Raw genomic sequence first — 12,751 nt, 5'->3', positions numbered from 1 at the left:
CCGACTCGTATTAACGAGTTCTGTGTATTCGTGTTACGCTTGTAATTGCTGCTCCTCACATCACTGTGAGAAGCCCTTACTATTTGTCTTTTCCAAACATTCAAAGAACGTGTATCAGCCCAGTTGGCGTGATAGTGTGGCTGTTAGCAGCCGGGGTTTCTTGCTTTCAAATCCCTTTCTTGCGATTGGGAGTGCAAAGGTAAGCAGAAGTTTTTACCAGACAAGCGAAAGAGAAAATTTTTTTATTTTGTCTTCGTTTCGCTTTTCAAGTCTTTCCGGCCTCCTATCGAAGCGGGGTGCAAAGGTAATGCGCTTTTCTCGGCTTTTGCAAGGGCTTTCGAAAGTTAATTTTCGAAAGCTTTGCTCGGCGGGCTCGGGATGCAATACAGGTAGTGCGACCGGGCGGCTCCTCGCTTTTCAATTCGCTGATCAAGCAGTTGCTTTGGCAGCTCCCGGCGTCCGGTTGACGTTTTGGGACTGCAAAATTAGGAGGATTTTCTGGGCTTACAAGGCGTGGATGTAAGATTGGGGCTGGTGGTGGTGCGGCGGTTGGGTAAATGGGGCGATGGAATTTTAGGAATCAGGTACTTAGCGGGAGGTAAAAAATTGGAGAAATTTAGCTGATGGGCTCGGGGGCGAAGAATTCAGTGAGGTTGGGGCGGTATTGGCGGAGGCGTTGGGCTTCGTATTGCTGAATTTGGCGGCCGAGTTGAGCGAGAAAGGGCTGGCCGATGGTGTCGTATTCGTAGGTGCCGTCATTGATGATGCCGTTTTTATTGACGTAGAGCACGGCGCTGAGCATGAATTCGGACTGGTGGAGGGAGTCGGCGAAGTAGGCGATATCGGACACGAAGCCGTGGGACATGCCGACGATGTTGTAAATGCGGAGGGTGGATTGCTGCCGGAGGTTGGGGTTTCGGCCGTAGTATATGTATTTTTTGTAGGCATCGAAGTAGCGGGCGGGGGCGTAGGGATGGAAACCGGACTCATGAGGGGTGGCGTGCAAGTAGCGGCGGAGGAAGGCGTAATCTGTCGAGGTGAGGTGGGGGCGCAGGGCGTCGGGGACGGATTCGGGGAAAAGCAGGCTTTGGAGGAGGGCGGTGATGTCGGGGAGTGGGAGGTGGTTGGCGGTGGTGAAATCGTAGGGTTCGGGGATGACGCGGGTGCCGGCTTGGTGGGCGCGACCTTTGAGGACGCGGCCGAGGGGGCTGTGGTAGGCGGTGGGGTTGTATTGGGCGGGTTGCTTATGTAGGGTATCGCCCTGGGGGGTGTGGAAGCTGATGGGGTTGGTATGGCGGTTGGCGGCAGTGTCGCAGGGGGCGAAGCGGCGGGTGATGCGGGCGTTGGGGTAACCGAGTTGCTTGAGGCGCTGGTTGAGGTGTTGCTGACTGAGGAATTCGTAGAGGCGGTTGTAGGCGAGGTTATCACTGACCAGGAGCATGCGTTTGATGTAGTTGCCGACGGTGGCGGTGCGGTCGCTGTCGGCGGGGGCGGCGAAGGAGGTGGGGGTTTGGCAGCGGTAGGCGGTACCGGTGGCCATGATAGTGCGGCGGGTGACTCCCGGTTTGTTGAGGTCGTTGAGCTTTTCGAGAGCAAGGGTGACGACGGGGAGTTTGACTAGGCTGGCTGGGTTGAAGTACTGACGGGGATTGAGGTGGTAGGTGTGCGGAATGAAGGTGGGGCGGTTTTGGGCGTCGCGGTTAATTTGGGTGTAGATAATTTGGAGCTCGTATTGGGGGTTGTTGGCTACTCGCTTGAGTATGGGATTGGCTTGGAGTAGGGAATCTAGGAGGGGCGAGTCTCCTGGCGTTGACCTCACCGCCTGTCCCCTTTCCCTAAAAAGAGGAGGCACCGGTTCGTGAAGGCCGGTTACTTTGCTTGCGCTCTTATGGAACGACAGGACCGGGCTTATTCCTTTTGCAACTGGTGTTACTAAGGTTGTTATTAGTAGCAGCAAGGCGACTCCTGTTATATAGTATAGAGAGGGGCGGGATTGGTGAGGAATTTTCATAAGATAGGGAAGCTAATTGTTGTTGCAGTAAAGATGTTTCGACAAGCTCAGTATGACATTCTGTTTCGTTCTGAACAGAATAAATAAAACAAAAAGGACCATGATGTTGCCACCACGGTCCTTTAGGCTGGTTTTGTGCGGGTTTTAGTCGGCTAGGGGGACCAGGCGCTTGGCGAGGAGGAGGTTGGAATCGGTTTGACGCCAGTTGTAGCCGGTACCGAACGGGAGGGCTTTGGGCTTGTGGAGGGTGTCGCGGTAGGCGGCAGTGAGTTCAGGCTGGTATTGCTTGGCGAAGAGGTTGATGGGGCGGCGGTAGGTGCCGTAGTAATTGAAATCCCAGGCCCCTTTTTGGAAGTACTTCATGGCGATACCGGAATCATCTTGCAGAATGTATTGGCTGCGACGAAGAACGGTGCGGCGCACTTTGTTGAAATAGCTTTTGTGCATGAGGTAGGTGGCCGACTTCACATAGGTGGTGAGGGGACCGAGGTGGCGCACGAATTCGAGGGGGGCGGGCTTGGCGTTGAGCTTCCAGTCGCTGAGGTCGGCGGAGAAATAGTAGACGGTTTTGGGCTGGCCGTCGGGGCCGCGGAGTTTCATTTCGACGCCGGGAATGGATTTAGGGTCGGGGGTTTGGATGGAATCAGCGGGCTGAAGCTGGCCAGTGGCGTCGAGCTGCACGGGGCGGATGGCGGTGATTTGGTTGCCGGTACGGGCGGCGAAGAGCATCATGAGGGGCAGGGCCCCGTCGAGCTCGACGGATTTCAGGTCCACGGCCATGTCGTTGGTGCGGAAAAAGCTGAAATTGAGCACCGACCAGAGCGAGGTTTTGACGGCGGGCAGCAGCTTGGGGTTTTTGAGGGTGGTGCGGGCGGGGATGCTGCCAACGGGTTCGAGGCCCATGAGCACGTAGGTTTGGCTGGTGGGGAACATCGTGACGACGTTCAGGAAATCGGGGCCGCTGAAGGGGTAGAAGGTGGTGGGGCTATTGGCGTGGACCGAATCAAGCTCGGTATTGGCCCACTGGGTCATGCGCGTGGTGTGAGTGGCGCGGTATTTCTCCCAGCTCTTGTCCTGGTCTTTGGCGAAGGCTTGCCAGGCGGGCGTGGCGGCCAGAGCGGCGAGGTCGCTGTGCTGGCTGGGCTGCTGGCCACCGAGGAACAGAGCCACGTCCTGGGCATAAGTGGTGTCGGGGGCGGCGGCAGGCTTGGCAGGTGCGGCAGTTACCGGGGCTGCTTCGGTGGAATCGATGGCATCAGCCGTGGTGGCCATCGTTTCCTGCTTGCCAGTGGTTTCAGTTTTGGTATTTGACTCGGTGCAGGCGGAGAACAGAAACAGGATGGCGGGAAGCAGCCGGAGTGCGGCGGTGCGGAGGGACATTATATATAGGAGTGGATGAAGGTGCAAGTTACGGTGGCTCACCTCACGAGCCTCCTACGGGGCTGGCCCCCTCTCCCGCAGAGAGGTGAGCCAGACGACGGGTTTGGGAAAGGAGGAATCAGGCGCGGTAAATGGATTGGTTAGAGCCGTTAGAAGCTGTTGTGACCGTGCGCTTCGGCCGATACCGGGCGACCGATGCGAACAGTTACGAAGTACACCAATACTCCCACTACCAGAGTAGCCAGGCCATAGAGGGATTCCAAAGGCTTGTCGCGCAGGATAAAAAGCAGCGTCCAGCCGCTGAGGGCCAGGAAAAGGAGCGGCGTAAATGGGTAGCCCCAGGCGCGGTAAGGACGCGGTAGGTCGGGCTGACGGAAGCGGAGCACGAAAAGCCCCAGCACCGTGAGGAAGGTGAACAGGTTCAGCACGAAGCCAGCATAAACCAGCACGCCCTGGAAACTGGGCTTCAGAATAAAGGCCAGGGTGATGACGGTTTGCAGGACGAGGGCGCGGACGGGGATGCCAGCGCGGCTTTTGGGAGCCAGGAAGCGCAGAGCGGGGATGTCCTCCCCCATCGTTTGCACGATGCGAGGGCCGGCAAAAACCATCGAGCTGATGGTGGAAACCAATAGGGCCGCGATAACGCCGCCCATGATGCGCCCGCCGATAGGGCCGAAAAGGGAGGTGGCGGCCACGAAGCCGACTTCCAGTTGGCCCTTCAGCCCGTTAATTGGCGTGGAACGCAGGAAGACATAGTTCAGCCCGACATACAATAGGAGCACGATGGCGGTGCCGGCGAGCAGGATGCGTGAGAGGTTGCGGCGGGGGTTTTCGATTTCACCGGTCACATACACGGCCGCGTTCCAGCCGGAGTAGGCGTAGCTCACATACACGAGGCTCACGGCGAATGCGGGGCTGAGCAGGGCACGCCAGCCGGCGGCATCGGGCGCGAAACTGATGGGCTGCCCCTCCCCTACCACCATGCCCGCGCCGATAAAAACCACCAGCACGACTACTTTGAGCGCAGTAATGATGATTTGGAGGCGGCTGCCGACGCGGGTGCTGCTGCCGTGCACAACGGTGAGGGCCAGCACTACGGCCACCGACAGCCACTGCGGCTCCAGGCCCGGCCACACGCTTTTGGCGTATTGGCCCAATGCCAGCGCGGCCAGCGCCGTGGGGGCCGCGAAGCCCACCGTGGCCGAAACCCAACCCGATAAAAAGCCCAGGGCCGGGTGGTAAATCTGGGTCAGATAGTGGTATTCGCCGCCTGAGCGGGGCATGGCCGAAGCCAGTTCGGCGTAGCTCACGGCCCCGCAGAGGGCAATAAGGCCACCCACCAGCCACAGCATCAACAGCGCAAAGCCGCTTTCGATGCCCAGCACCTGGAAACCGAGGCTGGTGAAAACGCCCGTGCCCACCATGTTGGCGATGACAATGGCCGCGCCGGTGAGAAACGTTATTTTATAAGGGGTGTGCTCGGGCATGGTGCAAAGATGCGAACGAGTTATCCGAGCGGGTTAAGAAAAAAGAACCGTTATGCTTCGGCTACGCCCGGCATGACGGTTCTCTCTTATCCTGTTCCCTTTACTGCGCCACTGCTTTGGGCTTTTTGTAGAGCGGCACGGTGCTGCACGGCTCGCCGTACATGATGCTGCTGGTGACGGGCAGGAGCTTTTGCATGATGGCCACGTAGGCGAAAGTGGGCACAGGCTTGTCGCCGCAGCCTTTCACCACCACTTTGCCGTCGCGGTATTCTTCGGCATCGAGCGCGGCGATGGCTTCTTCAAACAGCGACTGTTCCAGGGCATCGAGGTTACCGAAGACGTAGCGGTGGGCGTGCCCCTGGAGTTTGGTGGCCAGCAGCATGTAGGCCCAGGTGGGCACAATGGCATCGGCCGAGCAGATGATGGCGACGTTTTTCTGGTCGTACTGCGTCCAGTCGTGGGTTTTCACGAACTCGCGGAAATCCTTTTCGCGCAGCATGAGGCCGTGGAAAAGGTTGTCCTTGATGTCGTACACCACTCGTTCGCCGGAGTGCAGCATTTCTTCCAGGTTGAGGGTAACCAGGCCGGAGTTAGCGACGCGGTTGACGAAGAGGGGTTCCGTTTCCATAAAAATTATTAGCAGAATAAATTAGAACAGTGCCTGGCGGGCAACAGTTACAACAGTAGCAAAACAAGCCAGCAACCATGAAAACCAAGCTTTGCGCGCATTGCCAGCAAGAAGCTACCACGCTATACAGGATTCAAACGACGGCCGGCGGCAAGAGCTGGATTTTTGTGTGCGAGCGTTGTTGTATCAAAGCCAAAACCCAACCGGGCTACCGCTACGGCGGCACCTGGCAGGGCTACCGGCACTAGGCCGCAAGTTCACAACGACTACTTCTTCGGCGTTGTGGTGTACACTTCTTTCAGATAAAACGGCTCGTAATAGGCCACGTCCTGAAATTCCTCCCGCTGAAACGCCGCCACGCCCAACTGCCCCACCGCAATAGCCGAAGGCTCAATCCCCGCCAGGAAACCGGCGTTGGAATGTTCTCCCAGCACCGCCTGAAACTTTGCCGCGCCGTTCCCAAAGAACAACGTCGGGTGCCGGGCCAATTGTTCAGCCAGCGTATCGGCGTCGAGGATGAGGGGCGTGGGCGCCAGCACCTCCTGTCCCTCGTGGGTGTACATGGCGGCATACACTTCCTGCCGCCGGGCATCCAGCATGGGGCAATAGAAGTGGTTTTCGGGCCGGGCGGTGCCGGCTGCCACTTGCGCCGCGAGGGCTTTGAGAGTGCTCACGGCTACCAGCGGTATATCGAGCGCGAAGCACAGCCCCTTAGCGGCGGCGGCCCCAATGCGCAGGCCGGTATAAGAACCGGGCCCGTCGCTCACGGCCACGGCAGCGAGGTCGGCCAGCTGGTGACCGGCATTAGCCAGCAGCTGCTCAATTAAAATGGTGAGGTGCGTGGAGTGCGACTTATCAAGCCGCAGCTCGGTCTGGCCGATAAGGGAGCCGTCGGCAACGCGGTGCAGGGCCACCGAGCAGACGGGCGACGAGGTTTCGAGGGAGAGAAGGAGCGTTTGCATAGAGCAGGCAAATTTACGGCGGCCGGATTTGGCCGCGCCTGCTCGCTGTACTATTACTTATTGCCGCTAAGCAGCCCAAGCAACTGGTCCAGCTTGGTATCTAAGCCGGTCACCTTGGCATCTAATCCGGTCACCTTAGCATCCAAGCCAGTGATTTGATTTCCCATGAAGGAAACCGAATTTTCCATGTCACCAATCCGGGTGCCTGTCAATGATTGGGTTTGCTGGATGCCGGATGTTTTGTGTTTTAACTCGTCAAGGTCAGTCCGCACTTCTTGCCGTTGCTCGCTTACTTCCCGCAGTAGAAATTGGATGTTATCACTTTGCATCTGCCCAGCTTCCAACAGCTGGCCGACAGCATCCTGTAAGCGGTCAACATTCTCCTGTAAGTAGTTCACCGTCACGGAAATCTGCTTGAGCTGCGCCGTGTGGCGGTCAGCCACGGCCAGCGTCTGAGAAACGAGCGGTTCGAGGCGTTGGCCGGCAGTCATATAAAAACCAGAGTCGAAAGTAACTCTATTGCTAACAAATGAAAATAAAATGCTACAGAGCAGTCCTCAACCATAAACACTGACCTTCGTCATCTTTATATAAATGATTTTTATTAAATCCCATTTTTCTTAGTAAGGCTAAGCTTGCCACGTTTTCCTCATCAACCAGTGCAATAACACCTTCTGCTCCTTGTTCAAAAATAGCCTGTATTATGCCATCCACAAATAGAGTCATTATTCCATCCCCCCAGTAAGCAGGGTCTAAATAACATTCTATCATCCAACTGTGCTGTGATTGCAAACTAGGAAGGCTGTGAATTATTGGATATAAAATCTTAATACTTTCCGGAGGGTACAAATGGACTGTTCCAATTACGCATCTCGTATCAGTTCTGGTCAGAAAGTAATTGAAACACTGTTCTAATTGCCATGACTCAACTGAACGAAAAATAAATTCTTTGGCTGATTGAACACTCGACAATCTTCTATTTTGATTGTGCTTATAAACACGTTCATTTGAGAAAATCGCAAACAATTCCTCAGCTAATGAATCTACTGAGCCTGCTGGACGTTCAAAAATCGAGTGCAACTCCAATCCGCCGGTAGACAGCACTACACCTCTATGAATGCACTTAGAATTTTGTTCAGGCAACATTTGTGCGCTCCTTAAGGCTATGTGAGTGCCATATTTGGAAAGTCAGTAATCTATTTCGTCCCCGCCGACTTGCGGGCACTCGCCGCCTGGCCCGTGGGCTTCAGCAACGCCGCATACCGATTGGGCTCGTTGAGCACGGCGACGGCGGCGATGATGTTGGGGTCGTCGTCGAAGCCGGCTTCGGTGCGGCCCTTCTCGAAATAGTAGCGCGACACAATTTCCTGCTCCAGCAACTCTTTGATTTCGGGTCTGAAGCGCTGCAGGTCGTTGGCTTTGTTCACGGTCACCTTCTTCCGAATGGCTTCGAGTTCGGCTTTCACATCATCATAATGCTTGTCGTCCTTCACCTTGACGCCAAGGTCAGCGAGGGCTTTCTCCGCGTCGGTGCTGTAGCTGATGTTTTTTCCTTGCAGAAAGCCCACGAACTTCTGGTAATCGGCATCGGTCAGCTTGAACTGGCGGGCCGGAACAATGCTGGCGTGCTCGGCCCGGTAGCGGGTGGCGTAGTCGAAGAGGTAGCTTTTCTGGAGCAGTACGCGGGTGATGTCGGCAATTTCGCGCTCCTGCACTTCAATGTCGGGGGCTACGCCGCCGCCGTCGTACACGGTGCGCCCCGCAGTGGTTTTGAAAGCAGTGCGCAGTGAATCCGGAAATTTGCCCAGCGTGCCGTCTTCGCCGCGGTGGGCGTAGTCGACTTCCTGAATGCAGCGGCCGCTGGGAATGTAGTATTTGGCGGTGGTCACCTTCAGCTGCGAGTTGTAGCTGAGCGGGCGCGTGGCCTGCACCAGCCCCTTGCCGAAGGTGCGTTCGCCCACCACCACGGCGCGGTCGTAGTCCTGCAGCACCCCCGACACGATTTCGGAAGCCGAAGCCGAACGGCTGCTCGTAATAATGGCCACCGGAATCTCCGTATCGAGCGGCTGGTCGAGGGCTTTGTAGGTTTTATTCCACTCCGTGACTTTGCCCTTGGTACTCACCACGTCCAGCCCTTTGTCGATGAAAAGGTTGGAAATATTCACCGCCTCGTTCAGCAGCCCGCCGGGATTGTCGCGGATGTCGAACACAATTTTCTTAGCGCCCTGCTCCTTGAGCTTGGTCACGGCGGCGCGCACTTCCTTGCCCGCATCCACCGTAAAAGTGCCGAGTTGGAAGTAGCCCACGTCGCCCGAAATCATGCCTGTGTACGGCACATTATCCACCTGAATCCGGTCACGGGTGATATCAATCTGCACGGGCTGGGGCTGGCCGTAGCGCGTCACCATCAGCTTCACCACCGAGTTGGCCTGCCCTTTGAGGAGCTTGCTGATGTCGGAATTGGTCTTCTTATCAACCACAACGCCGTTGATGTTCAAAATCTCATCGCCGGGCAGCAGGCCGGCTTTTTGGGCCGGATAGCCTTCGTAGGCGCTTTGCACCACGGTTTTGCCGTTGCGTTTCACCACCGAGGCCCCAATGCCGCCGTACTGCCCGGTAGTCATGGTGCGGAAGTCCTCAATGTCGTCCTCCGGAATATAGTTGGTGTAGGGGTCGAGCGAGCGCAGCATGGCGTCGATGCCCGTTTTCACCAGTTTGGCGGGCGTCACCTCATCCACATAATAGGTGTTCACCTCCTTAAACAGCGTAACGAAAATGTCCAGGTTTTTGGCAATTTCGAAGTACCGTTCGTTGTCGGAAGCAGCCCGGAAGGACACCAGACCCAAGGTGCTGAGCGCAAGCGTAGCGAGTAGCTTTTTACGGATAGTCATAAAAATACAGGTAGCAGGTAGGCGAATCTACGGGGCCGGCGCCGGGACGGATGTCCCGGTGTCGGCGCCTGGCAAACGTTGGAGACCGGAAATTAATTTTTTTTCCACCAACGTCAGCGGGCTTTTTTCCTTGCCCGTGAAGATAATACCTAGAAGAGCGACCTGATGCCCGCCGGGTTGCTCCAGCAACCGATATTTATTGAGCCGATACGCCTCCCGAATGAGCCGTTTGAGCCGGTTACGGTCGACGGCCCGCTTGAAGGTGCGCTTGCTCACGCTGATGAGCACCTGCGGGGGTGCCGTAGTAGGCGCGGCGCTCGGCACCCAAACCATGCGCAGGGGGTAAACGCCAAAAGAGGAACTCTGCTTGCTAAAAAGCTCTTCGATGAGCTTCTTGCGGCACAGGTGTTCCTCTTTTGGAAAGGTATACTTTCTCCTAGCTGTTGGCTGAGAGATTTTAGCTGTTAGCTCGTTCACGATGCCAATACGCGCAAGGTGATGAAACCGCTAGCTAACAGCTACAAGCTATTGGCTAACAGCCAAGAAATGCTAGCGTTTGTGCTTGCCCTCGTCAGATACGGTGAGGCGCTTGCGGCCTTTGGCGCGGCGACGGGCCAGCACGTTGCGGCCGTTGGCGGATTCCATGCGGAGGCGGAAGCCGTGCTTGTTAACACGCTTGCGCTTCGAAGGCTGATAGGTACGTTTCATCTTATGTGTAGTTTCAAGTTGGGCCGGCAAAGGTACGGATTCCGTTTGGAAAAGGCAAGGGCTTTGTGCGGTAAGCTTTAGCTTGCCGTTTAGGGCTAGCGCATGACCTTACACGGCAAGCTCAAGCTTACCGCACAAAGGAATACGGCCACTGCGTCCACTCCGCTACCAGACCGGATTTCACGGGGTTGTTCAGCACGTAGGCGATAACGCGCTCCGCCTCCTTGCCGTCGCGCACCAGGTGGTCGTAGCTCTCGTGCCGCCAAAAAGGCTCTCCCTGCCGATGAAGCAGCTTGTTGGCTTCGAGCGCGGTGCGGCCTTTCAGCCGCTGCATCATCTTGGCGGGCGAGAAACCCACAGAATCAGGTAATTGAAGGACAACATGCACATGATTCGCCATGATGCAATAGGCCAATACAATGATGTCCAGCTCGTCTAAGCGCAGAATTTCCTGTGCCACCAAATTGGCAATGCGTTTGTCGTTGAGCCACGTTGGGCCGTCGGCCGCTCGGTCCAGTACGGCATCGTACCTGGCAAAATGTGCTTTTCTGATATCATAGACGGCTTTTGCCCGCGCTTGCGGCAGAGCCAGTTGCACACAGGCTTCGGCGATGGCTCTTTCGCGCTCGTCAGCAAGCCGTTGAACAACAACCGCCGCAATAGAGCCAGCAAGGCGAAACGTAATGAATACGGTGCCGCCCGGCGGAAGAATGTGCGGCAGGTTGCGCTGGTAGATAGTCTTCATGTGCCTGGTTTGTGAGGTAAGCTTTAGCTTGCCGTATTGCGTACTGAACCCGACATTATTTGCATCACTCCCAACTTCTGACGGCCCTGCGGTGCCAGCTAAAGCTTACCTCACTATTATGATTCACTACCGCGTTTCCTTCCTAAACCCCCTCACCTTTTACCTCCAAATTGAGTTGACGCTGGATGTGGCGGCCGATGCCACGGCGCCACTGGAGCTCCAGCTACCGGCGTGGCGGCCGGGCCGCTACGAGCTGCAAAACTTTGCGCAGAAGATTCAGAAGGTGGAAGTGGCCAATGCCCTAACCAACCAGCCCCTACCCTGCCGCAAGCTCACCAAAGACCGGTGGGAGGTGGCCGAGGCCGCCGGCTGCACGGTGCGGGTGCGTTACAACTTCTACGCCCACCAGATGGACGCCGGCGGCTCCTGGCTCGATGCCTCGCAGCTGTACCTGAACCCGGTGCAGGCGCTGCTGTATGCCGAAGGACGCCAGCAGGAAGCCTGCGAGTTGACGCTGGACGTGCCCGAAGGCTGGCAGATTGCCTGCGGGCTGCCCCAGCCCCGGCCCAACGTGCTGGCGGCGCAAAGCTTCGACCACCTGGCCGATTCGCCCCTCATCGCCAGCGCCACGCTCCTGCACCAGGAATACGAGGCGGGCGGGGTGCCTTTCCACTTCTGGGTGCAGGGCGAGGCGGAGTTGGACTGGCCGCGCCTGCTGGCAGATTTTCGAGCCTTTTCGGAAGAGCAGTTAGCGTTGTTCGGCGGCTTTCCGGTGGCGGACTACCATTTCCTGAACCAGTTTCTGCCCTACAAGCACTACCACGGCGTGGAGCACGGCAATTCCACGGTGATTACGCTGGGGCCGGCCGAGCTCATTATGAGCGAGGGCCTGTACAAGGAATTGCTGGGCGTGAGCTGCCACGAGCTGTTTCATACCTGGAACATCAAGAGCATTCGTCCCGCCGAGATGCAGCCCTACGACTACAGCCGCGAGAACTACTTCCGCACCTGTTTCATCGCTGAAGGCATCACGACTTACTACGGCGAATACCTGCTGGCGCGCTGCCATGTGCACACGCCCGCGCAGTACTTTGAGGAGCTGAATACCGTGCTGCGCAAGCATTTTGACGATGCTGGCGGGGAAAACCTCTCGCTGGCCGACGCCAGTATGGACCTGTGGCTCGACGGCTACAAGCCCGGCGTGCCCGACCGCAAAGTATCAGTGTACCACAAAGGCGCGCTGGCGGCCCTGATTCTGGACCTGACCCTGCGGCAGCTTTCAGGCCACGCTCGCAGCCTCGACGACGTGATGCGCCGGCTGTACGAGGAATTCGGCAAAACCGGCGTGGGCTACACCGAAGCCGACTATATCCGCATCGTAAACGAGGTGGCCGGACGCAACATGCAAGCCTATTTCGACAAATTCATCTACGGCACCGCGCCGCTGCTGGAGCCGCTGGACAAGGTGCTGCACACGGTAGGCTGCCAGCTGTTAGTGGGAGAGAATGCCTCAGCGTCGGAAGGAATTTTTGGCTTCCGGACGGTGGTAAAAAACGAGCGAACGGAGGTGACCACCATTTGGCCCAACTCGCCGGCCGCCGCCGCCCTCACCGTGGACGATGAGATAGTGGCCGTGAACGGTCGCCGCGTCGACATGAACCTGCAAAGCCTGCTCAGCACCGGTGCCGCGGCCTACGAGCTGAGCGTGTTCCGCCAGAACCGCCTGCTGACCGTGACGCTGACCGCCGCGCCGGGCCACCGCTTCGGGCAGCGCTACGCCATCGACAAGCTGGAAACGGCCGATGATACGCAGCAGCGCGGGTTCCAGCAGTGGCTGGGCTGGGATTTTTGAGGCAGTTAACTGGTGAGGCGCGCGGCTGTTTCACCAGCGTCACTGTAGCGGTACATCACCAGTGGCATCATATTTCAACCGAAAGTC

At 57.3% G+C, this 12,751-nt stretch carries 13 protein-coding genes; 2 read left to right on the top strand and 11 right to left on the bottom strand.

The genetic code is table 11. From position 1 onward, the window contains the following. Positions 1–616 precede the first annotated feature (616 nt). From GM79_RS10060 to GM79_RS10045, 4 genes are all read right to left on the bottom strand, one after another. Positions 617–1,819, bottom strand: a complete 1,203-nt coding sequence (locus tag GM79_RS10060; protein ID WP_035563100.1) for a serine hydrolase — start codon at positions 1,817–1,819, stop codon at positions 617–619. 336 nt (positions 1,820–2,155) lie between these two features. Continuing rightward, positions 2,156–3,391 (bottom strand): hypothetical protein, encoded by a 1,236-nt coding sequence (locus tag GM79_RS10055; protein WP_051718729.1) that lies wholly within the window; start codon positions 3,389–3,391, stop codon positions 2,156–2,158. A gap of 149 nt (positions 3,392–3,540) precedes the next feature. Continuing rightward, a complete protein-coding gene (locus tag GM79_RS10050) occupies positions 3,541–4,878 on the bottom strand; it encodes an APC family permease (protein WP_051718728.1) in 1,338 nt (445 codons plus the stop codon). A 100-nt stretch (positions 4,879–4,978) separates the two neighbouring features. Beyond that, the gene (locus GM79_RS10045) at positions 4,979–5,506 is read right to left on the bottom strand and encodes a DUF2480 family protein (protein ID WP_035563098.1); all 528 of its coding nucleotides are present in this window, start codon (positions 5,504–5,506) and stop codon (positions 4,979–4,981) included. Positions 5,507–5,583: 77 nt separating this feature from the next. On the opposite strand from GM79_RS10045, the gene GM79_RS25780 reads away from it, so the two are divergent. Then, positions 5,584–5,754 carry a hypothetical protein gene (locus tag GM79_RS25780; protein ID WP_200875598.1) on the top strand — a complete coding sequence of 57 codons (171 nt, stop codon included), beginning with the start codon at positions 5,584–5,586 and terminating at the stop codon, positions 5,752–5,754. Positions 5,755–5,772: 18 nt separating this feature from the next. On the opposite strand, the gene tsaB is transcribed toward GM79_RS25780, so the two are convergent. The 7 genes from tsaB to GM79_RS10010 all read right to left on the bottom strand — a co-directional run bounded on the left by tsaB (position 5,773) and on the right by GM79_RS10010 (position 10,812). Further along, positions 5,773–6,468: a tRNA (adenosine(37)-N6)-threonylcarbamoyltransferase complex dimerization subunit type 1 TsaB gene (gene tsaB, locus GM79_RS10035; RefSeq protein WP_035563095.1), complete on the bottom strand. Its 696-nt coding sequence runs from the start codon at positions 6,466–6,468 to the stop codon at positions 5,773–5,775. Between the two features lie 53 nt (positions 6,469–6,521). After that, the gene (locus GM79_RS10030; protein WP_035563092.1) at positions 6,522–6,959 is read right to left on the bottom strand and encodes an SIMPL domain-containing protein; all 438 of its coding nucleotides are present in this window, start codon (positions 6,957–6,959) and stop codon (positions 6,522–6,524) included. Between the two features lie 52 nt (positions 6,960–7,011). Further along, a complete protein-coding gene (locus GM79_RS23755) occupies positions 7,012–7,614 on the bottom strand; it encodes a GNAT family N-acetyltransferase (RefSeq protein ID WP_081867672.1) in 603 nt (200 codons plus the stop codon). 50 nt (positions 7,615–7,664) lie between these two features. Further along, positions 7,665–9,359, bottom strand: a complete 1,695-nt coding sequence (locus tag GM79_RS10025; protein ID WP_051718727.1) for a S41 family peptidase — start codon at positions 9,357–9,359, stop codon at positions 7,665–7,667. A gap of 27 nt (positions 9,360–9,386) precedes the next feature. After that, on the bottom strand, positions 9,387–9,836 hold the full coding sequence (locus tag GM79_RS10020) for a ribonuclease P protein component (protein WP_081867671.1): 450 nt from the start codon (positions 9,834–9,836) through the stop codon (positions 9,387–9,389). Positions 9,837–9,908: 72 nt separating this feature from the next. Continuing rightward, positions 9,909–10,067 (bottom strand): 50S ribosomal protein L34, encoded by a 159-nt coding sequence (rpmH, locus tag GM79_RS10015; RefSeq protein WP_035563087.1) that lies wholly within the window; start codon positions 10,065–10,067, stop codon positions 9,909–9,911. A gap of 127 nt (positions 10,068–10,194) precedes the next feature. Beyond that, the gene (locus GM79_RS10010; RefSeq protein ID WP_035563084.1) at positions 10,195–10,812 is read right to left on the bottom strand and encodes a transposase; all 618 of its coding nucleotides are present in this window, start codon (positions 10,810–10,812) and stop codon (positions 10,195–10,197) included. 118 nt (positions 10,813–10,930) lie between these two features. Here GM79_RS10010 and GM79_RS10005 point away from each other — a divergent pair, with 118 nt between their 5' ends. Beyond that, positions 10,931–12,664: a M61 family metallopeptidase gene (locus tag GM79_RS10005; RefSeq protein WP_051718726.1), complete on the top strand. Its 1,734-nt coding sequence runs from the start codon at positions 10,931–10,933 to the stop codon at positions 12,662–12,664. Positions 12,665–12,751: the final 87 nt, after the last annotated feature.

The organism is Hymenobacter sp. IS2118, from assembly GCF_000715495.1.
Taxonomy (GTDB): domain Bacteria; phylum Bacteroidota; class Bacteroidia; order Cytophagales; family Hymenobacteraceae; genus Hymenobacter.
This window is presented reverse-complemented; position numbering and strand designations above follow the sequence as displayed.